Consider the following 19,477-nt stretch of genomic DNA (forward strand, 5'->3'; position numbering starts at 1 on the left):
ACCGTTATGACTTTTTTCAATGACAAGAAGACCAATCTGTCCCGCCGCAACCTGCTCAAGGGGCTCGGCGCCTGCGCAGCCCTGCCCCTGCTCGGCGGCATTTTTCCCAAGAGTGCGCTGGCACAAGCCATCAGCACCGCATTGAGTCAGTTCCCGACCCTGGTGCCCGCCCAGAAGGGCATTCTGACCGGCGCCCACTGGGGGGCTTTCGAGGCGATCGTCGAAGATGGCCGCATGGTGCGCGTCCAGCCGGTGGCCGATGATCCGGCGCCGAACGATCTCATCGATATGGCGCCGTTCCAGGTGCACGCCAAGAACCGCATCAAATACCCCATGGTACGCAAGAGCTGGCTGGAGCATGGCCCGGGCGCCAAGCCGGAGCTGCGCGGTGCCGACCAGTGGGTGCGAGTGAGCTGGGACAAGGCGATCGAACTGGTAGCCGGTGAAATCCAGCGCGTGCAGAGTGACTTTGGCCCGCAGGCGATCCACGCCGGCTCCTACGGCTGGAAAAGCGTCGGCATGTTCCACAACAGCCGTACCCTGCTGCACCGCCTGATGAACCTCTCCGGCGGCTTCACCGGTTATGCCGGTGACTATTCCACCGGCGCGGCTCAGGTGATCATGTCCCACGTGATGGGTTCCATCGAGGTGTACGAGCAGCAGACCGCCTGGCCCAACGTGGTGGAGAACGCCGAACTGGTGGTGCTGTGGGGGGTCAACGCCCAGGTCACCCTGAAGAACAGCTGGAACATGCCGGATCACGAGGGTCAGGCCGGCTTCATGGCCCTCAAGGAGAAAGGTACCCGCGTCATCAGCATCGATCCCATCTACAACGAGACCGCCAAGCTGGTCGGCGCCGAGTGGATTGCCCCGAACGCCTACACCGACGTAGCCATGATGCTGGGTGTGGCCCACACCCTCTACAGCGAGAAGAAGCACGATCAGGCTTTCCTCGATCGCTACACCGTCGGCTTCGACAAGTTCCTGAACTACCTGCTCGGCAAGGATGACGGCCAACCGAAGAGCGCCGAGTGGGCGAGCACCGTCTGCGGCGTCGATGCCAAGGTGATCCGCCAGCTGGCTCTCGACATGGCCGCCAAGCGCACCATGATCATGGCCGGTTGGGGGATGCAGCGTCAGCAGCATGGTGAACAGCCAAACTGGATGCTGGTCACTCTGGCCTCCATGCTGGGCCAGATCGGCCTGCCGGGCGGCGGCTACGGCTTCAGCTACCACTACTCCTCCGGTGGCAGCCCCACCGCCAAGGGTGGCATTCTGGCGGGTATCTCCGCCGGCAACGCACCGAAGAACAGCCCGGCTCCGATCCCGGTGGCCCGCATCGCCGACTGTCTCGCCAATCCGGGCAAGACCATCGACTTCAACGGCCGCAAGGTGACCTATCCGGACATCAAGCTGGTCTACGTGGCGGGCGGCAACCCCTTCCACCACCATCAGGACACCAACAACCTGCTGCAAGCGTGGCGCAAGCCGCAGACCGTGATCGTTCACGAGCCTTACTGGACCGCTACCGCCAAGCACGCCGATATCGTGCTGCCGGTCACCACCAGCTACGAGCGCAACGATCTGGAGATGGGCGGCGACTACTCCCAGCGCTATGTGTTCCCGATGCACCAGTGCGTCCCGCCCCAGCACGAGTCCCGCAATGACTTCGACATATTCAGCGCCATCGCCGCCAAGCTGGGCGTGCAGGAGCAGTACACAGAAGGGAAGGACGAGATGCTGTGGCTCAAGCAGATGTACGACGGCATGGCGGCGCAGGCCCGCGGCGCCCGCGTCGCGCTGCCGCCGTTCAACATGTTCTGGGAGTCCAACAACTACATCCGCTTCCCGATCCCCGAGGCCAACCGCCAGTGGATCCGTCACGCCGATTTTCGCGAGAATCCGCTGCTCAACCCGCTCGGCACCCCGTCCGGCAAGATCGAGATCTTCTCCAACACGGTGGCGGGGATGGGTTACGCCGACTGTGCCGGCCATCCCAAGTGGTATGAGCCCAAGGAGTGGGTGAAGAGCGAGGTGGCAGCGCGCTATCCGCTGTCGCTCAACACCTCCCACCCGACCCAGCGGCTGCACTCCCAGCTCGACAACACCCCGCTGCGGGACAAGTTCGCCATCGCCGACCGCGAGGCGATCATGATCCATCCGCTGGATGCCAAGGCTCGTGGCATCGCCCAGGGGGATCTGGTGCGCGCCTTCAACGAGCGCGGCCAGATCCTGGTGGGCGCCCTGCTCTCCGAGGATGTGCGCCAAGGGGTGGTGCGGATCTGCGAAGGGGCCTGGTACGACCCAGCCAAGCCGGGTGAAGTGGGTAGCATCTGCAAGAACGGCAACGTCAACTGCCTCACCTTCGACGAAGGCTCGTCCAGTCTGGCTCAGGGCAACTGCGGCCACATGGCCCAGCTGCAGATCGAGAAGTACACAGGCTCGGTGCTGGCCAACACCGCCCACGCGGTACCGGCCAACGGCTAAGGCGATTGCCACCCAATAAAAACGGCGCCATCAAGGCGCCGTTTCTTTATCTGTCTGCCAAAGCGCAGGCATGGTCGGGACGGGTTTAGAACTCCCCCTCCTCCATATACTCCTGCGCGCATTCAACCAGCTGCGGCCACAGCTCTTCCGGCACCCAGGCGTCCGGGTCATCTTCATCCCCGTCGTACTGGCTCCAGAAATAGCGGCGCAGGCCGGAGGCAAACTCGTCGCTGATCTCGGCCAGCTCCGAGAGCGGCCCCAACCAGGCGATGCGGCGCAGGCCGGAGGCGAGATCGTTGATGGCATCCATCAGGGTGCGATCGTCGAAGCTCTGCTCCACCAGCAGGGTGAAGCGCTCGCGCGCCTGCTCGGTCTGCTCCTCGTCCAGCTCGCCCACATCGGCCAGCAAGTCGACAAAATCTTCCAGAAGGAACGCGATCAGGCCATCCCTGTCTTCAAACCACTGGATCTGGGCGCCCTTGACCCCCAGCACAGAGGCATCAAACGAATCGTCAAGGTGACACAGTGCCCACGGATCGTCGGTCATGCTTCTCTTCCTCAGGCTAAAACAAATGCCATATGTTATGCCTAGCTCTCGACTCTTGCCACCTTGGGCAACGAGAGGGAGGCGGCCAGACCGCCCAGTTCGGCGCGGCCCATGATGAAACTGCCCCGATAGGCTTCCGCCAGATCGGAGACGATATTGAGGCCCAGGCCCGAGCCCGGCACCTTCTCGTCGAGCCGCACCCCGCGCAGCACCGCCTTGGCGATCTGATCCTCGCTCATGCCGGGGCCGTCATCCTCGATACGCAAGGTGATCCAGCCCCCCAGCTCGGCGCTGGAGATGCGCAGCTCGCTGGCGGACCACTTGAAGGCGTTCTCCAGCAAATTGCCCACCATCTCGTCGAAATCCTGCTCCTCCACCCCGACCGCCAGATTGGCGGGCACTTGCAGATCCACCGTCTTGCCCGGATAGAGGCGGGAGAAGGCGCGGCAGATATACTCTACCCGCGCCCGCACCGGGGTAGAGACCCCGAGGATCTTGGCGGCGCCGGTCACCCGTGCCTTGCCGAGGTGATAGTCGATATGGCGCTGGATCTGGTCGAGCTGCTCGCCGATGGCGGCCTGATCCTCCGGCGGCAACTGGGCCACCTGATTGCGCATGATGCTGAGCGGCGTCTTGAGGGCGTGGGCCAGATTGCCGGTATGAGAGCGCGCACGCTGCAGCAGCTCGCCGTAGTGGTGCAGCAGCCGGTTGATATCCTCCACCAGCGGCTGGATCTCCAGCGGATAGCGCAGCCGGAAGCCCTCCTGATGGCCCTCGTGAACCCGCCCCAGTTCGCGGCGCAGCAGGTGCAGCGGCCGCAAGCCGTAGACGATCTGGAACATGAAGCCGAGTACCAGACCGGCAGCGGCAAAGCCGAGACCGAGAAACAGGCTGATCCGGGTCTTGTTGAGGGTCTGGGTCAGGGCGCTGCTGTCCTTGGCCATCACCAGAGTGAACACCCGATCCGAGCCTGGTAGCAGTACGGTACGGGTCATGATCAGCAGGGGCTCCTTGTTGGGCCCCTTGCCGACGAAGAGGTCAGGATCGCCAAACGCCGACTTGAGGCCGTCGCTCTTCAGGTTGGTATCCCACAGGGAACGGGAGCGCCCCACCACATCGCGGCCCAGCTCCAGCTGCCAGTAGTAGCCGGAGTAGGGTTGATTGAAACGGGGATCTGAGAGGGAGCCGGTGACCACCGGCAGGCCGGTTTTGGCCACTTCCAGCCGGGAGAGCAGATCATAGAGCTGCAGGCGCAGACCGTCGGCCTCCGCCTCCTGCCAGTAGTTGCGCATCATGGTCTGCAGACTGAAACCGGTGGCGAACAGAAACAGCCCGCACCACACCAGCGCGATGGCGACCAGTCGCCCCCGCAGGGTTCTGACCAGCCTCATTCGTTGATCCGGTACCCGAGGCCGCGCACTGTTTCAATCAGGTCTGGGTTGGTTTTCTTGCGGATCCGGCCGATGAACACCTCCACCGTGTTGGAGTCGCGGTCGAAATCCTGAGCATAGATGTGGTCGATCAGCTCGCTGCGCGACACCACCTTGCCCCGGTGCTGCATCAGATAACCCAGCACCCGGAACTCGTGGGCGGTCAGCTTGATGGGGGTTCCTTCGTACCACACCTGCGACGCCGCCATGTCGAGCCGCACTCCGCCAATCTCCAGAATGGAGCTGGCGTTGCCTGCCGCCCGGCGCACCAGCGCATGGACCCGCGCCACCAGCTCGGCCACCTGGAACGGCTTGGTCAGGTAGTCATCGGCACCGGCGTTGAGCCCCTCTATCTTCTCGTGCAGCTGACCACGGGCGGTCAGCACCAGCACAGGGGTATCGATCCCCTTGCTGCGCCACTCCTTCAGCACGCTCAAGCCATCGCGCCCCGGCAGGCCGAGGTCGAGAATGATGGCGTCATAGGGTTCGGTCTCGCCGAGGAAACCGGCCTCGTTGCCATCGTGGCAGAGGTCGGTGACAAAGCCGGAGAGGCGCAGCTGTTCGGCCAGCTGGCCAGCCAGAATTTTTTCGTCTTCAACAATCAGAATTCGCATGAACAGGCTTCCACACAGGGGTTATTCATCATCCTCGACCGGGGGCTTTGGCGGTTCGAACAGCCGCTCCAGATGGTGGCCCTTGGCCCACACCAGCTCAAGGTTGTCGGCCCGATAGGCCACCTTGATCACGCTGTTCTCCCGATCGATGACTCGCAGTTCATAGAGCCAGATACCATCCTCTTCCCCCAGATCCACCCGCAACACCCGCACCGGCAATCTGGCCGCCACCTCCATCATTTCATGGAAGGGCCGAACCCGTCCCTCATGGACAGCTTGCTGCAGCTGGGCTTCATCAGGCGTGACCGCCTGTGTCAGCACCGGCAGCAATAACCCAAGCAGAGGGAGCGCTCTATTCATGGATGATTCATCTCCAAAAACCTAACATAATGGCGTTTATAGTCTGCCAGCCATGAATCCGGAATGAATATGATCCCGCGCAGTTTCCTGCTGATCCTTTGCCTGTTGAGTGCCACAAGCTGGGCGGCCCAGAGCCGTCTCGACATGGCCGGGCTGGTCAAACTGTTGCTGGCGCAAGGGTATCACGACATTCGGGAAGTGGAGCTGGAAGGGGACAAATTCGAGGTCAAAACCCTCAATCGCCAGGATCAGAAGGTGCATCTCATCGTCGATGCCTACACTGGCGAGATCAAACAACAAGAGGCCGATTAGGCCTCTTTTGCATTCCAGCGTCCCCGCATGGGGCGCAGCAGCTTCTCCCGCCTCGGCCAGAGCAAGGCGCAGGCCAGCAGCAGGTAGACGAGGGGCTCCCCCCAACCGCTCTTGAGCGACCACCAGTAGTGCACCGGCACCAGCAGGGCGATGGCATAGATCCAGTTGTGCAGTTTCTGCCATGCTGTGCCCATTCTGCGCTGCAATGCGGGCAGCGAGGTGATGCTGAGGGCGGCCAGCAGCAACAGGGCCACCATCCCCACCACGATATAGCTGCGCTTGACCAGCTCGCCGCCAATCAGGCCCCAGTCAAACTGCAGATCCAGCCCCAGCCACGCCATGAAGTGGAGCAGCGCCCAGGCAAAGCACCAGAGCCCGAGGGGGCGGCGCAGCTTGATAAGCTGCCCCTGCCGCCAGCGCTTGGCCAGCGGCGACACCAGCAGGGTGAGCAGCAGCAGGTTGAGCGCCCCCTTGCCGAGGTAGTGGATGAGCTCGGGCACCGGATCGCCCCCCAGCAGGCCTGCCGGAATGGCAAAAACCAGCCAGAGCAGGAAGCCGAGGGAGCACAGATGCACCAGCGCCCGCAGGCCGCTGATATGGGCCGGTTTCAATCTCAGTACCATTGGCGCAGATCCATCCCCTGATAGAGCGAGGCGACTTCGTCACCATAGCCGTTGAACATCAGGGTCGGCTGACGCTTGGCGCCAAACACTCCGCCCTCGCCGATGAAACGCTCGCTGGCCTGACTCCAGCGCGGGTGATCCACCTGCGGGTTGACGTTGGCGTAGAAGCCATATTCGTTGGGAGCCAGCAGGTTCCAGGTGGTCGGCGGCATCTCCTCCACCAGCCGGATCGAGACGATGCTCTTGATGCTCTTGAAGCCGTACTTCCACGGCACTACCAGCCGGATCGGCGCGCCATTCTGGGCGGGCAGGGTCTTGCCGTAGAGCCCCATCGCAAGGAAAGAGAGAGGGTGCATCGCCTCGTCGATACGCAGCCCTTCGACGTAGGGATACTCGATGCCGCCCCCCAAACTGGAGGCCTGCCCCGGCAGCTGTTTCGGATCAAACAGGGTTTCGAAGGCGACAAACTTGGCACGACTGGTGGGCTCGGCACGGCGGATGATCTCCGCCAGCGAGATGCCATTCCAGGGCAGTACCATGGACCAGGCTTCGACGCAGCGCAGCCGGTAGATCCGCTCCTCCAACTCGCTCTTGTTGATGAGATCCCACACATCGAGGGTAAAGGGCTTGGCCACCTCCCCCTCCACCTTGAGAGTCCAGGGTTCGGGCTTGAGGTAATGGCCGTTGCGAGCCGGGTCGGACTTGTCGGTGCCGAGCTCATAGAAGTTGTTGTAACTGGTGGCCTTCTCTTCCGGTGTCAGTACCAGATTGGCCGGGCGCTCGGCAGGCTTGCTGTTGAGCGGTTTGGTGGCTAACTGGGGAGCATCCTCTTTACCGCGCAGCAGATCGAGTACACCGGCCTGAGTGGGAAACGCCAGGGTGGCCGCGCCCAGACCCAGCCCCTTGAGAATAAGGCGGCGGTCCTGATAGACGGCTTCCGGGGTGACATCCTGTTCGGTGAGGGGGTGGGCGGTACGACGCTTGATCAACATGAAAAACTCCCGGGGCTGAGTGAGGCAGTATGGATAAGACCCGCCCCGGCAGATTTTTATTTCACACAAATTTACATCATGTGGTGCAGGGGCAGTGCCTTGGCCATGGTGCCGACCAGAAACAGGACTACGAACACCAGCAGGGGAACGATCACATTTGGCGCCATCAGACTCACTCCATGAGCAGGACAGGGCCTCTAACTATGGCCGACTGTCAGGCCGGTCACCAATGAATTTTTTTCGCGAGCGCAAGCGTATTCCTGAGTTGAAAAGGGTGATGAAGATCACACACAATTCGGCCCCCGCTTGCCGCCCCGATTGCCGGGGGTAGGCTGCCCATTTTGCGAAGCCAACTGAAGAGTCGCCCCATGAGCCCACTGATCGCCATCGCCATCACCACTGGAATTCTCTCCGCCGTCTGGGGCTGGATTGCCGTCGCGTTCGGCCTTATCTCCTGGGTCGGCTTTCTCGGCTGCACCAGCTATTTCGCGTCAAGCGGTGGCTACAAGGCGCTGCTGCAGACCATCTTCTGCAACACCAGCGGCATGCTGTGGGCACTGCTGTTGATCCATGGCGACAGTCTGTGGGGAGCGGGTGTGGCGGGTTATGTGATGACGGGGGTAGTCGCCACCCTGATGTGCGTACAGGCCAAGCAGCAGTGGCTCGGCTACATTCCCGGCACCTTTGCCGGTTGCTGTGCAACCTTCGGGGCGGCTGGCGAGTGGCGGCTGATCCTGCCCTCCCTCATCATTGGCGCCTTGTTCGGTTACCTGATGAAGGCGAGCGGCCTCTGGCTCTCCCATAAAACCCAGAAAGCTGACGCCGCTCCGGCAGTAGTTGATCCCGCCTGATTTATCCCTTCGATTTGAAGTTTGCTGCTTCAATACCGTGCCGATTCAATAACTTGTAGAAATCGGTACGGTTTCTGCCCGCCATGTTGGCCGCCAGGGTCACGTTGCCCTCGGTGGTGCGCAGCAAACGGATCAGATACTCCTTCTCGAATTCGGCCCGCGCCTCGTTGAACGAGGGGATGCCGCCGCCACCACCGCTCAGGGCGGACTCCACCATGGAGACCCCGATCACCGGGCTGCAACAGAGGCTGGCGAGCTGCTCCACCACGTTGCAGAGCTGGCGCACGTTGCCGGGCCAGGCCGCGGCAGCCAGCATCGCCAGCGACTCGGGCGAAAAACCCATGGCGGCGCAGTCACTGTGGCGGCTACGGTAATCGTCGAGCGCCTGACGGGCCAGCAGGGGGATATCCTCGCTGCGGGCACTGAGAGACGGCAAGGTGATATTGGCAACGTTGAGACGGTAGAAGAGATCTTCCCGAAAGCGCCCCTCCTCCATCGCCCTGACCAGATCCTGATGGCTGGAGCTGAGCACCCGCACCTCCGGCGTGCCCTGACCATACTCCTCCATCACCTGCAGCAGCTTGGCCTGCAGGGATTCGGAGAGGCTGCCAATCTCGTCGAGAAATAGGGTCGCCCCCTTGGCCTGCTCGAACAGCCCTGACTGGCCATCTTCACCAAACAGCTGCAAGTCGAGTGACGCCCACGGAATGGCGGCACAGTTGATGGTATGAAGCGGCTTGTCGCGCCGCTGGCTGGCCTGGTGCAGCGCCTGCGCCATCGCCCCCTTGCCGGAGCCTGACGGCCCCATGATCAGCACCGGTACCTCCATGGTCGCAATGCTGTGGGCCTGGATCAGCAGCTGTTCCAGCTGGGGATTGCGGGTCAGGATCAGCGATTGCCACTCCTGCTGCTGTTTCGGCCGGGTCAGGCTCAGCGCATGTTCGATGGTGGCGAACAGCTCATCCTTGTTGATGGGTTTGGTCAGAAAGCTGAATACCCCGGAGCGGGTCGCCTGAATGGCGTCCGGGATGGTGCCATGGGCGGTCATGATGATCACCGGCAAACCCAGCCACTGGGCCTGGATCCGCTCGAACAGCGCCAGACCGTCCATGCCGGCCATCCGCAGATCGCTCAGTACCAGATCGGCCCGTTGCTGACGCAACCGGTCGAGAGCCCCTTCCGCGCTGTCGGCGGTATCCACTTCATAACCCTGACTGCGCAGCCGCATGCTCATCAGTTTGAGCAGGCTGACGTCGTCATCCACCAACAGGATCCGGCTCATGGTATTACCTCACGATTCTCGTTCAGCTTGCGCTGGTTGAGCTGGTCGTCGATAGCGGTCAGCTGCTCGATCTGGCGGCGCAGCCGCTGGATCTCCTGACTCTGGTCATCGCGACGGCTGTCGCGAGCCAGCAGCTGCTCGCCTAGGGCGATCCAGCTGCGCAAAAAGGCCTGCGCATCGAGACCCAGCTCGGGCAACATCTGCTTCAGGCGCGCCAGACCGGCGGTGCGATTGGCCACCGACTCGGCGGGGTGGGAGTCCACCATGGCCAGACTGACCCGGCTCTCCAGATCGTCGGCCCCTTTCAGACGCTGACGCTCCTGCACCCGTTGCTGGGGGTGACTGGCCAGCAGCCAGTCGGAGTATTGCAGACGCACCTGCATCTCCTTGTTGGCAAACTCCATCCGCTTGGCAAAAGCGATATCGGAGGACTCCCGCTGTGCCTGTTGCGGCAGCAAGGAGCAACCCGCGAGCAGCCCTGCCATCAGAGCTGGAAATACGCGTTGTATCTTCATAGTCCTCATTTCAACGTCAACCTGAAACAGACATCAGCCTGTTCATCCTCTACCAGAACCAGTTCCCCCCCCAGGCTGTTGGCAGACTCACGGGCGATGGAGAGGCCCATGCCCGAGCCTTTCAAGAGACCTTGCCGCACAGTGCTGCCCTGCTCGAAGGGTTCAAAAATACGTTGCTGATCGGCCACGGGGATCTTGGGCCCCTCGTTGGCCACTTCCAGCCAGCTTATCTGTTCATTCTGCCCCGCCCTGATCCAGATATTGCCCCCGCTGGCGCCGTAACTGACGGCGTTGGAGAAGAGGTTATCGAGGATCAGTCGTAGCCGGTAGGGCTCCGCCCACAGGGTAACCGGCACGGTCGGCAAGTGTACACGGATCTGCTTGGACTCCAATGCCAGCCGGTACTCGGCAGAAAGTTCCGACAACATCGGCAGCAGGGGGACGGGCTCCAGTTCGAAGGCCTCCTGCTGACTGAGCCGGTTGAAGTCGAGCAGCCGCTCGATCAGGGTCTGCAGGCGCCGACTGTTCTCATCGAGCATCTGGCAGATCTCCAGCTGATCCGGCGTCAAAGGCCCGACCAGCTGCTCGCAGAGCAGATCCGTCCCTTCCCGCAGCACCGCCAGCGGGGTCTTGAGCTCGTGGGATACATGGCGCAGGAACTGGTATTTCTGCAGCTCCAGCTCCTTGAGTTTGTCGTGCAGCCAGACGATCCGCTCCCCCAGCAATACCAGCTCGGCAGGGCCGTCAACCGGCTTGGGATCGGGTTCGACCCCGGCACCCAGGCTCAAGATGCGCGACTCAATCTGTCGTACCGGGTGGATGATGAGGTAGGTGAAGATAAAGACCATCAGCAGGCTAAGCGCCGCTACCGCTCCACTCACCCACCAGAGCTCGCTGGTCAGTCCGGCGATGGTGAGCTGCACCCGATCCATGTGTTCGTCAACCCGGCTGCGGGTGACTATTTCGAGCTGCTTGTTGGCATCGTTGAACTGCTCCAGCTTGTCCCCCGCTACCGCCGCCCGGGCCAGCGCGGCATCCTGCAGGCTATCGAGCCAGGCCAGCCCCTGATCGAGCCCGCTGTAGAGCTGGCCGTCGGTGATGGAGTTACGGTGTTCCGCCAGCAACACCCGATACCCGTCGAGTTGCTGCTGGTAGCTGGTGAGACTACGGCGATCCCCCAGCACCGCGAAGCGGCGCAAGGTGCGTTCGATATCGATGGCTTGCGCCGTCAGCAGGGTGGCGCGGCGGGTATCCTTGACCGCCCGCTCCATCTCGTCGCTGGTGAGCTGACTGAGGTGGGCAAGGGAGGTGCTGTTGTGCCAGATCATGCCGCCCAGCGGCATCAACACCAGCACAAATCCCATCAATACCACCTGCAGCAGGGAGCGTGGGCGAACCTTGGTCATCATCTCTACTCTTGCATTCTCACCGGTGCGCCAGCATAGCCGCACCGCCCCAAAAAACAAAACCGGCCAACAGGCCGGTTTGTATTATCTGGATTGTGGTGATTCACGCCAACGCGACAGAGGCCAGACAGATAATCATGATCATCGCCAGCGCGCCCGAGGCGGTCAACAGCGCCCATTTCAGCTCCACACTCATGCAAACCTCCTTTCTGCCAATCAGTGCCGGATCACAATAGATAAGACAATGTTAAGCCATAGTTAATCCGATAACCGTGAGCTGCGTATACATTTCAGATGAGCCCAACCCCGGGAAGGTGAGCATGTTCTATCTGTGTAGCATTGGTTCCAATATTGACCCGCATATCCATGTCAGCCGGGCGCTGGCCGAGCTGTTTGCGAACGTCGGCCCCCTGCGGCTGAGTTCGGTGATCCGCACCAAGCCGGTGGGAATGCACTCCAGCCACGACTTTCTCAACTGCCTGCTGGTGGTGGAGAGCCCGCTCGATGCCACCAGCCTCAAGCAGCACTTTGTCACCCTCGAGGTGGCGCACGGCCGGGATCGAAGCGATCCGCTCTGCAAGGTGCACGATCGGCCGCTCGACATCGATATTCTGGCCAGCAACAGGAGCGGTGACTTTGCCTCGGCAGAGGTCGATTCCTATCTGGCGGAGCTGCTGGCAGAGCTCTATGGCCATGGCGAGGTGCATGACCCCAAGGTGGCGCTGCAAGTGACGCTCCCCGCCCCGTCGGGCAAGCTCAAACCCGGCAAGGGCTTGCTGACCCGGCAGGTCGGGCTGGAGCCGCTGGTGCTTGGCAAATCTTCAGAGAGTGGCCAGCGCACGCCCGCCATCTACCTTGATGCTGGCCCCCGTCATATAACTGCTCCCCATCAGTAACTGCACCGCCTGCCAGATGGGCTCAAGTCCCCCCTCCCGCGCCAGCGGCGTTTTCGCCAACACCTGCTGGCGCCACGCCTCGTCATGCTCGTCGAGAAACAGGATGGGGCCCGGCTCTATGGTGTTGACCCGGATTGCCGGGGCCAGCTCGCGGGCAAAGCTCATGGCCAGCGAATGGGCTCCCGCCTTGGTGGCCACATAGCTGGCAAAACGGGGGGCCGGGGCATGGATATAGATATCGGTGATATGAATGATGCTGGCGTTGGGATTGCTGGCCAGCTGGGGGGCCAGCGCCCGGTTTAGCTGGAAGGGGGCCGCCATGTGTACCCGGTAAAACTGCTCGAACTGGGCCAGTTGCGCCGCCGGATCAGTTGCCTGCGGCTCGAAGGCCGAGGCGTTGTGGATCACCAGCGTCAGATCCTGATGGGTCGCCAGCACATCGATCAGCTTGCCAACGTCCTCTTCCCGACCAAAATCCGCCTGCACCAGCTCGACCCCCAGTGCCGCCAGCGTGGCCAGCTCCGGCCGCTCGCTGCGATAACTGCCCGTCACCTGCCAGCCCGCTGCCACCAGCTGTTCACAGAGATAAAATCCGAGTCGACGGCCGCAGCCCGTCACCAATGCACGCATACGATCTCCTTTCCCTTTCATGGTCTTGCATGAACGAAGCCCGCCAGCCAGCGGATCACCGCCGATGGCTTGTGCCTATCAATCCCTGCGGCACAAGCCATTGGTCGCGTGCCACCCACCCGCGTCATAGTGGCGGCATCCCCCTCTTGCGGAGTCACCACCATGCTGAAAGTACACCACCACATGGGTCGCCTGACCCACTCCCTCACAGCTGGGCTCGGCCTGGCCGAGGCGCTGGATCGCCTGCATCAATCGGGTCTTGGCGGCCTGCCGGTGCTGGATGAGCAGAAACGGCTGATCGGCTTTCTTTCCGAACAAGATTGCATCCCCAGCCTGCTCACCGGCAGCTACCACTGCGATACCCGCACCCGGGTGGAGGATCTGATGAACCGTTCGCCCCTCTCGGTAGGGCCGGATGAGAGCATTCTGGATCTGGCTCGCCAGATGGCCGATGCCAAGCCCAAGATCTACCCGGTGCTTCAACAGGGCAAGGTGATCGGCATCATCAGCCGCCGTCAGGTGATGAAGGCCCTCAACCAGCAGATGAAGGTGTGCCAGCAGACCTAGATCTGATAACGCCCCTTGTCACCGATATCGAAGTGCAGGGGCATTCGCCACTTGGCCAGCGCCAGCAAGGTCAACAGGGCCCCGCAGACCAGCGCCACCAGTGCGGCGGCCCACTCCACCCGCAACCACTCCAGCAGCCATAACGCCGGCAGCAATACGGGCACCAGCTTGATGCCGGGAATGGCGAAGCAAAACTGCTCCTTGAACGCCAGCCCGGAGAGGGTCGCCAACGCCGCCCCCAGCACCAGCGCATCCGGTGCCCCCACCGCTGCCAGGGCCAGTGCGCCCCACCCAAATCCCTGCAGAATCAGGCGAATCCGCTTGTCGTAGATATGCAGCGAGAAGCCGCATATTGCGCTTGCCACTGCCAGCGACATCAACCATTGTGCCAACGGGAGCAATGCCATCCCGCTCAGCAGCGCCGCACCGCGGCAAAGCAGCAAAGCAGCAACAAGGCTGCCGCACTCAAGCCAAGGCGGTAGAGCGAGACGGTCAACTTGTCGATCCCGTCCAGCGGGCTCTCGATTTCAGGATTTGCCATAAACAGTCGCTTCTAACGGATCAGGTGCCATCCAATATACTGGAATCAGGTCTTGGAATATCTTCAAACGGGCTCAGGATACGTAGTTTGCGTGTGATCCCCCTGTTTTGGTTGCTGTTTCCACTCGGATTGCCCGCCAAAGAGCTGGTGATCTGCGGCACCATGGAGCCCCCGCTCAAGTTTCTCGATGCCGATCAGAAACCTCGCGGACTCGATATCGACATAGTCACCGCCATCTTCGACAAGCTGGAGACGCCTTTTAGGATCGAGCTGGCCGACTCCGGCGCCCGCCTCACCCGCAACGCCGAAACCGGCGCCTGCGACCTGGTGATGACCCACTCCTACAAGGCGGAGCGGGAGAGCTATCTCATCTATCCCCAACAGGCACATCTTCGCCACAGCTGGCACTTCTTCGTGCGCAAGACTGACCTGCTGAAGATCCGCTACGAAACGCTGGCCGATCTCAAACCCTGGCGCATCGGTGTGACCAAGGATTTCTCCTATACCCCTGAACTGGCAGCGGCCATGACCGACCCGGCCTATCAGTTCCAGGAGATCACCATGAACCAGCTGCAACTGCGCAAACTGCTGGCCGGACGCATCGATACCGTGCCCATGCCACTGGTCACCGCCTTCACCCAAATCAAGGAGGAGGGGCTGACAGGCAAGGTCGATTACCTGCCCAAACCGCTCAAGAGCAGCCCCTACTTCAACACCTGGGCCCGCGCACGGGCGGATGCACAAACCCCCGCCCTGATGGCGGCCTACGATGCCGAACTGCTGCGCATGAAACGCAACGGCAGCCTCAAGGCCCTCTACGACAAGTACGCCATCCCCTATATCGAACCCTGATCAAGGGGTCAGGGTTTCACATCCCGCAGGATCGGGTTTTGCAACGAGATCAGGGTTTCAGTGGACTGGATCTCGTCGATGGTCTGGATCTTGTTGATCAGCACTATCTGCAGCTCGTCGATGGAGCGGGTCATCACCTTCATGAAGATGCTGTAGTGGCCGGTGGTGTAGTAGGCCTCCACTACCTCGTCCAGCGCCTGCAGCTTGGCCAGTGCCGAGGGGTAATCCTTGGCACTCTTCAGATTGATCCCGATAAAGCAGCAGACGTCGTAACCCAGCTTCTTGGGGTTAACCTGCACCCGTGTCCCCTCGATGATCCCCGCCTGTTTCATCTTCTCCACCCGCACATGGATGGTGCCCGGGCTGACCGCCAGTTGTTTCGCAAGTTCGGCGTAAGGGATCCGCGCATTCTCCATCAGAGCGGTAAGGATGGCCTGATCGAGATTATCGATCCGGTAATTTTCCGGCATTTTTTTGCACTCCCGTTGACGATACCTCATTAAACAACAGCTTATTTTGAAGAAAAAAATACACAAAGCCTATTTCTATTATCGAATATTGAATTTAGTTGGCATTCCGTTGAAGAATCACCACATCCAACGGGGTTTGAAACAGGAATTCAGCATGAAACAGCACTACATTCGCAGCCAACAGCAGATCAGCTTCGTCAAAGAGATGTTCTCCCGCCAACTCGCCCAACAACTGGGTCTGATGGAGGTGCAAGCCCCCATTCTGAGCCGGGTCGGTGATGGCACTCAGGACAACCTATCTGGCCATGAGAATGCAGTGCAGGTCAAAGTGAAAACCCTGCCGGAGCACAGCTACGAAGTGGTTCATTCACTGGCCAAATGGAAGCGCCAGACTCTCGGTCGCTTCGGGTTCGGCCCCGGCGAAGGGATCTACACCCACATGAAGGCACTGCGTCCGGACGAGGATCGCCTCACCCCCATCCACTCCGTCTACGTGGATCAGTGGGACTGGGAGAAGGTGATGCCGAGCGAGCGCCGCGATCTCGCCTATCTGCAAGAAACCGTGCGCGGCATCTGGGCCGCCATCAAGGCCACCGAGCGCGCGGTCTGCGCCGAGCACGAGCTGACCCCCTTCCTGCCGGCGGAGATCCAGTTCCTGCATAGCGAAGAGCTGCTGGCCCGTTACCCGGACCTCGATGCCAAGGGGCGCGAGCGCGCCATCGCCAAAGAGCTGGGCGCCGTGTTCCTGATCGGCATCGGCGGTGCCCTCTCCCACGGTGAGCGTCACGATGTGCGTGCCCCGGACTACGACGACTGGAGCAGCCACAGCGAGCTGGGTCTGGCGGGTCTGAACGGTGACATTCTGGTGTGGAACCCGGTGCTGCAAGACAGCTTCGAGATCTCCTCCATGGGGATCCGGGTCGATGCCGAGGCACTGCGCCGCCAGCTCGCCATCACCGGCGACGAGGATCGCCTGCAGTATGACTGGCATCAGGATCTGCTGGCCGCACGGATGCCGCAAACCATCGGTGGCGGCATCGGCCAATCCCGTCTGGCCATGCTGTTACTGCAAAAAGAGCATATCGGGCAGGTTCAGGTTGGTGTGTGGCCAGCCGAGATGAAAGCCGCCATCCCGGGCATGCTGTAAACGCGTTGATTTCATCGGTCTGGCCTGCGCGCAGTGGCTCGCGAGTCAGCCCTGAAGGTGTGTGGCGGTGCGGACTGAACGAGCGCAGTCCGGACATGCTGTAAGTCGCGTGGTCATCCCTGATGGCCCACGGCGAAACCGGGGCTTGCCCCTGCGACCCGCTCAACCCACGTCAGGTCGCGTCACTACATTCCTCCCGGCAATCTTCGGATTGCCGTTTTTTTTGCGCCCGAATCCCCGCCACCAGATATGACAACGCCAGCCCGAAGGCTGGCGTTGCAAACATCGACACGAGATCGGTTACTGGGTCATGGTAAGGCCGTTGCTGTCGGCCCCCAGCACCAGTTTTTTGCCCGGCACGATGCGACCGGAGAGCAGGGCCTGCGCCAGCGGGTTCTCCACCTTCTGCTGGATCGCCCGTTTGAGGGGACGCGCCCCGTAGACGGGGTCGAACCCGGCATGCACCAGCTTCTCGAGCAGCGCTTCGCTCACCTCCACCTCGTAGCCCTGAGCCTCCAGTCGGCCCATCAGGCTCTTGAGCTGGATGCGGGCGATGGACTTGATGTGATCCTCGCCGAGGGGATGGAACACCACGGTCTCGTCGATCCGGTTGATAAACTCCGGCCGGAAACTGCGGGTCAGCACATCCATCAGCATGGCCTTCATCTCGTCGTAGTCCTTCTCGGAGTGGTGCTCCTGAATCAGATCCGACCCGAGGTTGGAGGTCATGATCACCACCGAGTTACGGAAATCGACGGTGCGACCCTGACCATCGGTCAGGCGGCCATCATCGAGCACCTGCAACAGGATGTTGAACACATCGGGATGTGCCTTCTCCACCTCGTCCAGCAGGATCACCGAGTAGGGACGACGGCGTACCGCCTCGGTCAGATAACCACCCTCTTCATAACCCACGTATCCGGGAGGCGCCCCCACCAGACGGGCCACGCTGTGTTTCTCCATGAACTCGGACATATCGATCCGCACCATGGCATCCTGGGTATCGAACAGGAACTCGGCCAGCGCCTTGCACAGCTCGGTCTTGCCCACCCCGGTGGGCCCCAGGAACAGGAAGGAGCCGATGGGGCGGTTAGGGTCGGAGAGACCGGCACGGGAGCGACGAATGGCGTTGGAGACCGCATCGACCGCCTCCTCCTGACCAATCACCCGGCTGTGCAGCTGATCTTCCATCCGCAGCAGCTTGTCGCGCTCCCCTTCCAGCATGCGGGCGACCGGAATACCGGTCCAGCGGGCCAGCACGTCTGCAATCTCCACGTCGGTGACCCGGTTGCGCAGCAAACTGGTCTCCTGCATCTCCGCCTGAGTGGCGAGATCCAGTTGTTTCTCCAGCTCGGGAATGCGGCCGTACTGCAGCTCGGACATCCGGCCCAGGTCGCCTGCGCGGCGTGCCACATCGAGATCCTGACGGGCCTGCTCCAGCGCAGCCTTGATATGCTGGGTGCCGGCGAGGGCGGCCTTCTCGGCCTTCCACACCTCATCTAGCTCGTTGTATTCCCTATCTTTCTCGCCAATCTCCTGATTGATCAGCTCCAGACGCTTGCGACTGGCGTCATCGTCCTCCTTCATCAGCGCCTGCTGCTCCAGCTTGAGCTGGATGATGCGCCGCTCGAGGCGATCGAGCGCCTCCGGCTTGGAATCGATCTGCAGCCGGATGCTGGCCGCCGCCTCGTCAATAAGGTCGATGGCCTTGTCCGGCAGCTGGCGATCCGCAATGTAGCGGTGGGACAGCTGGGCCGCCGCCACGATGGCGGGGTCGGTGATCTGCACATGGTGGTGCAGCTCGTAACGCTCTTTCAGACCGCGCAGGATGGCGATGGTATCTTCGACTGTCGGCTCCTCCACCAGCACCTTCTGGAAACGGCGCTCGAGGGCAGCATCTTTCTCGATGTACTGACGGTACTCATCCAGGGTGGTGGCGCCGACGCAGTGCAAGTCACCACGGGCCAGTGCAGGCTTGAGCATGTTGCCCGCATCCATGGCCCCCTCGCCCTTGCCGGCGCCAACCATGGTGTGCAGCTCGTCGATAAAGAGGATGACGTTGCCCTCCTCCTTGGCGAGATCGGTCAGTACGGCCTTGAGCCGCTCTTCAAACTCGCCGCGATACTTGGCCCCGGCCACCAGCGCCCCCATGTCCAGCGACAGCACCCGCTTGTTCTTGAGCCCTTCCGGCACTTCGCCGTTGATGATGCGCTGGGCCAGCCCCTCGACGATAGCGGTTTTACCGACACCGGGAGCACCGATCAGCACGGGGTTGTTCTTGGTGCGGCGTTGCAGCACCTGAATGGTGCGGCGGATCTCGTCATCACGGCCGATCACCGGGTCGAGTTTGCCGATTTCGGCCCGCTCGGTCAGATCGATGGTGTACTTCTCCAGCGCCTGACGGTTCTCCTCGGCGTTGGCATCTTCCACCTTCTTGCCGCCACGCACCTTGTCGATGGCCGCTTCGAGTTTTTCCTTGGTCAGCCCCTGAGCGCGCAACAGCTCGCCCAGCGTTCCCTTGTCGTCGAGGGCAGCCAGCACGAACAGCTCGGAGGAGATGAACTGATCCTTGCGCTGCTGGGCCAGTTTGTCGCAGACGTTGAGCAGGCGGCCGAGGCCGTTGGAGAGCTGCACGTCCCCTTCTACGCCGCTGACGCGCGGCAGGCGATCCAGCTCCTCACCGAGGCGGGAGCGCAGGGCGTTGATATCCATCCCGGTCAGGGTGAGCAACGGACGGATAGAGCCGCCATCCTGATTGACCAGTGCGGTCATCAGGTGAACGGGTTCGATGAATTGGTGGTCACGACCCAGCGCAAGAGACTGGGCATCGGAAATAGCAATCTGGAATTTGCTGGTCAGGCGATCGAGGCGCATTGCACTCCCCCTTCAAACAGGCAGACGCCGCTTGCGCGGCAAACAACATAACTTTCTGAGATGAAAGATGAGGCCCGTACG

Annotated in this window: 20 protein-coding genes and 1 pseudogene; 7 read left to right on the forward strand and 14 right to left on the reverse strand. The window is 61.7% G+C overall.

The annotated features are described in order from the left end of the window. Positions 1 to 6 precede the first annotated feature (6 nt). Positions 7 to 2,487: a trimethylamine-N-oxide reductase TorA gene (torA, locus tag WBR25_RS19510; protein WP_479748997.1), complete on the forward strand. Its 2,481-nt coding sequence runs from the start codon at positions 7 to 9 to the stop codon at positions 2,485 to 2,487. Between the two features lie 85 nt (positions 2,488 to 2,572). Here the strand turns inward: torA and WBR25_RS19515 are convergent, their stop codons facing one another. The 4 genes from WBR25_RS19515 to WBR25_RS19530 are packed head-to-tail and all read right to left on the reverse strand — an operon-like array spanning position 2,573 to position 5,438. Beyond that, the gene (locus WBR25_RS19515) at positions 2,573 to 3,034 is read right to left on the reverse strand and encodes a hypothetical protein (RefSeq protein ID WP_005339830.1); all 462 of its coding nucleotides are present in this window, start codon (positions 3,032 to 3,034) and stop codon (positions 2,573 to 2,575) included. 41 nt (positions 3,035 to 3,075) lie between these two features. After that, positions 3,076 to 4,425: a sensor histidine kinase gene (locus WBR25_RS19520; protein WP_005339828.1), complete on the reverse strand. Its 1,350-nt coding sequence runs from the start codon at positions 4,423 to 4,425 to the stop codon at positions 3,076 to 3,078. Continuing rightward, complete coding sequence (locus WBR25_RS19525; RefSeq protein WP_005339826.1) at positions 4,422 to 5,078, reverse strand: AHA_4052 family stress response regulator transcription factor; 657 nt, start codon at positions 5,076 to 5,078, stop codon at positions 4,422 to 4,424. Before WBR25_RS19525 ends, WBR25_RS19520 begins: the two co-directional genes overlap by 4 nt. Positions 5,079 to 5,099: 21 nt before the next feature. Beyond that, positions 5,100 to 5,438, reverse strand: coding sequence for a PepSY domain-containing protein (locus WBR25_RS19530; RefSeq protein WP_479749000.1), 339 nt, complete (start codon positions 5,436 to 5,438; stop codon positions 5,100 to 5,102). 63 nt (positions 5,439 to 5,501) lie between these two features. Between WBR25_RS19530 and WBR25_RS19535 the strand changes: the two genes are divergently transcribed. After that, a complete protein-coding gene (locus tag WBR25_RS19535) occupies positions 5,502 to 5,750 on the forward strand; it encodes a PepSY domain-containing protein (protein WP_013724184.1) in 249 nt (82 codons plus the stop codon). Here the strand turns inward: WBR25_RS19535 and msrQ are convergent. Together msrQ and msrP are read right to left on the reverse strand one after the other, a co-directional pair. Then, entirely contained in the window at positions 5,747 to 6,373 is a 627-nt protein-coding gene (gene msrQ / locus WBR25_RS19540; protein WP_257700279.1) for a protein-methionine-sulfoxide reductase heme-binding subunit MsrQ, read from the reverse strand. The two genes, WBR25_RS19535 and msrQ, sit on opposite strands and share 4 nt — an antisense overlap. Beyond that, positions 6,364 to 7,365, reverse strand: coding sequence for a protein-methionine-sulfoxide reductase catalytic subunit MsrP (gene msrP, locus WBR25_RS19545; RefSeq protein WP_005356348.1), 1,002 nt, complete (start codon positions 7,363 to 7,365; stop codon positions 6,364 to 6,366). Before msrP ends, msrQ begins: the two co-directional genes overlap by 10 nt. Positions 7,366 to 7,733: 368 nt before the next feature. On the opposite strand from msrP, the gene WBR25_RS19550 reads away from it, so the two are divergent. Then, positions 7,734 to 8,216 (forward strand): DUF1097 domain-containing protein, encoded by a 483-nt coding sequence (locus tag WBR25_RS19550; protein ID WP_005339809.1) that lies wholly within the window; start codon positions 7,734 to 7,736, stop codon positions 8,214 to 8,216. Position 8,217: 1 nt separating this feature from the next. Here WBR25_RS19550 and WBR25_RS19555 read toward each other — a convergent pair whose 3' ends face one another. The 4 genes from WBR25_RS19555 to cydH form a co-directional block, all read right to left on the reverse strand. After that, positions 8,218 to 9,498, reverse strand: coding sequence for a sigma 54-interacting transcriptional regulator (locus WBR25_RS19555; protein WP_129504896.1), 1,281 nt, complete (start codon positions 9,496 to 9,498; stop codon positions 8,218 to 8,220). Then, the gene (locus WBR25_RS19560; RefSeq protein WP_040070048.1) at positions 9,495 to 10,013 is read right to left on the reverse strand and encodes a hypothetical protein; all 519 of its coding nucleotides are present in this window, start codon (positions 10,011 to 10,013) and stop codon (positions 9,495 to 9,497) included. The genes WBR25_RS19555 and WBR25_RS19560 overlap by 4 nt, the downstream gene beginning before the upstream one ends. A gap of 5 nt (positions 10,014 to 10,018) precedes the next feature. Next, positions 10,019 to 11,419 (reverse strand): sensor histidine kinase, encoded by a 1,401-nt coding sequence (locus WBR25_RS19565; RefSeq protein ID WP_042657344.1) that lies wholly within the window; start codon positions 11,417 to 11,419, stop codon positions 10,019 to 10,021. Positions 11,420 to 11,522: 103 nt separating this feature from the next. Then, positions 11,523 to 11,615 (reverse strand): cytochrome bd-I oxidase subunit CydH, encoded by a 93-nt coding sequence (cydH, locus tag WBR25_RS19570; RefSeq protein WP_005339800.1) that lies wholly within the window; start codon positions 11,613 to 11,615, stop codon positions 11,523 to 11,525. Positions 11,616 to 11,739: 124 nt separating this feature from the next. Between cydH and WBR25_RS19575 the strand changes: the two genes are divergently transcribed. Then, the gene (locus tag WBR25_RS19575; RefSeq protein ID WP_479749003.1) at positions 11,740 to 12,315 is read left to right on the forward strand and encodes a 2-amino-4-hydroxy-6-hydroxymethyldihydropteridine diphosphokinase; all 576 of its coding nucleotides are present in this window, start codon (positions 11,740 to 11,742) and stop codon (positions 12,313 to 12,315) included. Here WBR25_RS19575 and WBR25_RS19580 read toward each other — a convergent pair. Further along, the gene (locus WBR25_RS19580) at positions 12,241 to 12,945 is read right to left on the reverse strand and encodes an SDR family oxidoreductase (protein WP_479749005.1); all 705 of its coding nucleotides are present in this window, start codon (positions 12,943 to 12,945) and stop codon (positions 12,241 to 12,243) included. The genes WBR25_RS19575 and WBR25_RS19580 overlap by 75 nt on opposite strands. Positions 12,946 to 13,107: 162 nt before the next feature. Between WBR25_RS19580 and WBR25_RS19585 the strand changes: the two genes are divergently transcribed. Then, complete coding sequence (locus WBR25_RS19585; RefSeq protein ID WP_167570696.1) at positions 13,108 to 13,512, forward strand: CBS domain-containing protein; 405 nt, start codon at positions 13,108 to 13,110, stop codon at positions 13,510 to 13,512. Here the strand turns inward: WBR25_RS19585 and WBR25_RS19590 are convergent. Then, positions 13,509 to 14,053, reverse strand: a pseudogene (locus tag WBR25_RS19590) (DUF2301 domain-containing membrane protein). The gene WBR25_RS19585 and the pseudogene WBR25_RS19590 sit on opposite strands and share 4 nt — an antisense overlap. A gap of 87 nt (positions 14,054 to 14,140) precedes the next feature. Here WBR25_RS19590 and WBR25_RS19595 point away from each other — a divergent pair. After that, entirely contained in the window at positions 14,141 to 14,905 is a 765-nt protein-coding gene (locus WBR25_RS19595; RefSeq protein ID WP_335832573.1) for a substrate-binding periplasmic protein, read from the forward strand. Between the two features lie 8 nt (positions 14,906 to 14,913). On the opposite strand, the gene asnC is transcribed toward WBR25_RS19595, so the two are convergent. Further along, complete coding sequence (asnC, locus tag WBR25_RS19600; protein WP_005339783.1) at positions 14,914 to 15,375, reverse strand: transcriptional regulator AsnC; 462 nt, start codon at positions 15,373 to 15,375, stop codon at positions 14,914 to 14,916. Positions 15,376 to 15,529: 154 nt separating this feature from the next. Between asnC and asnA the strand changes: the two genes are divergently transcribed. Then, positions 15,530 to 16,522, forward strand: coding sequence for an aspartate--ammonia ligase (gene asnA / locus WBR25_RS19605; protein ID WP_216976636.1), 993 nt, complete (start codon positions 15,530 to 15,532; stop codon positions 16,520 to 16,522). Between the two features lie 300 nt (positions 16,523 to 16,822). On the opposite strand, the gene clpB is transcribed toward asnA, so the two are convergent. After that, complete coding sequence (gene clpB, locus WBR25_RS19610; RefSeq protein WP_100647062.1) at positions 16,823 to 19,396, reverse strand: ATP-dependent chaperone ClpB; 2,574 nt, start codon at positions 19,394 to 19,396, stop codon at positions 16,823 to 16,825. Positions 19,397 to 19,477: the final 81 nt, after the last annotated feature.

This window comes from Aeromonas sp. MTB (assembly GCF_056632455.1).

What these genes read in the sequence shown, in the direction of transcription:
- torA (WP_479748997.1), top strand. Translation starts at nt 7, where the DNA reads ATGACTTTTTTCAATGACAAGAAGACCAATCTGTCCCGCCGCAACCTG.
- WBR25_RS19515 (WP_005339830.1), bottom strand. Translation starts at nt 3,034, where the DNA reads ATGACCGACGATCCGTGGGCACTGTGTCACCTTGACGATTCGTTTGAT.
- WBR25_RS19520 (WP_005339828.1), bottom strand. Translation starts at nt 4,425, where the DNA reads ATGAGGCTGGTCAGAACCCTGCGGGGGCGACTGGTCGCCATCGCGCTG.
- WBR25_RS19525 (WP_005339826.1), bottom strand. Translation starts at nt 5,078, where the DNA reads ATGCGAATTCTGATTGTTGAAGACGAAAAAATTCTGGCTGGCCAGCTG.
- WBR25_RS19530 (WP_479749000.1), bottom strand. Translation starts at nt 5,438, where the DNA reads ATGAATAGAGCGCTCCCTCTGCTTGGGTTATTGCTGCCGGTGCTGACA.
- WBR25_RS19535 (WP_013724184.1), top strand. Translation starts at nt 5,502, where the DNA reads ATGAATATGATCCCGCGCAGTTTCCTGCTGATCCTTTGCCTGTTGAGT.
- msrQ (WP_257700279.1), bottom strand. Translation starts at nt 6,373, where the DNA reads ATGGTACTGAGATTGAAACCGGCCCATATCAGCGGCCTGCGGGCGCTG.
- msrP (WP_005356348.1), bottom strand. Translation starts at nt 7,365, where the DNA reads ATGTTGATCAAGCGTCGTACCGCCCACCCCCTCACCGAACAGGATGTC.
- WBR25_RS19550 (WP_005339809.1), top strand. Translation starts at nt 7,734, where the DNA reads ATGAGCCCACTGATCGCCATCGCCATCACCACTGGAATTCTCTCCGCC.
- WBR25_RS19555 (WP_129504896.1), bottom strand. Translation starts at nt 9,498, where the DNA reads ATGAGCCGGATCCTGTTGGTGGATGACGACGTCAGCCTGCTCAAACTG.
- WBR25_RS19560 (WP_040070048.1), bottom strand. Translation starts at nt 10,013, where the DNA reads ATGAAGATACAACGCGTATTTCCAGCTCTGATGGCAGGGCTGCTCGCG.
- WBR25_RS19565 (WP_042657344.1), bottom strand. Translation starts at nt 11,419, where the DNA reads ATGACCAAGGTTCGCCCACGCTCCCTGCTGCAGGTGGTATTGATGGGA.
- cydH (WP_005339800.1), bottom strand. Translation starts at nt 11,615, where the DNA reads ATGAGTGTGGAGCTGAAATGGGCGCTGTTGACCGCCTCGGGCGCGCTG.
- WBR25_RS19575 (WP_479749003.1), top strand. Translation starts at nt 11,740, where the DNA reads ATGTTCTATCTGTGTAGCATTGGTTCCAATATTGACCCGCATATCCAT.
- WBR25_RS19580 (WP_479749005.1), bottom strand. Translation starts at nt 12,945, where the DNA reads ATGCGTGCATTGGTGACGGGCTGCGGCCGTCGACTCGGATTTTATCTC.
- WBR25_RS19585 (WP_167570696.1), top strand. Translation starts at nt 13,108, where the DNA reads ATGCTGAAAGTACACCACCACATGGGTCGCCTGACCCACTCCCTCACA.
- asnC (WP_005339783.1), bottom strand. Translation starts at nt 15,375, where the DNA reads ATGCCGGAAAATTACCGGATCGATAATCTCGATCAGGCCATCCTTACC.
- asnA (WP_216976636.1), top strand. Translation starts at nt 15,530, where the DNA reads ATGAAACAGCACTACATTCGCAGCCAACAGCAGATCAGCTTCGTCAAA.
- clpB (WP_100647062.1), bottom strand. Translation starts at nt 19,396, where the DNA reads ATGCGCCTCGATCGCCTGACCAGCAAATTCCAGATTGCTATTTCCGAT.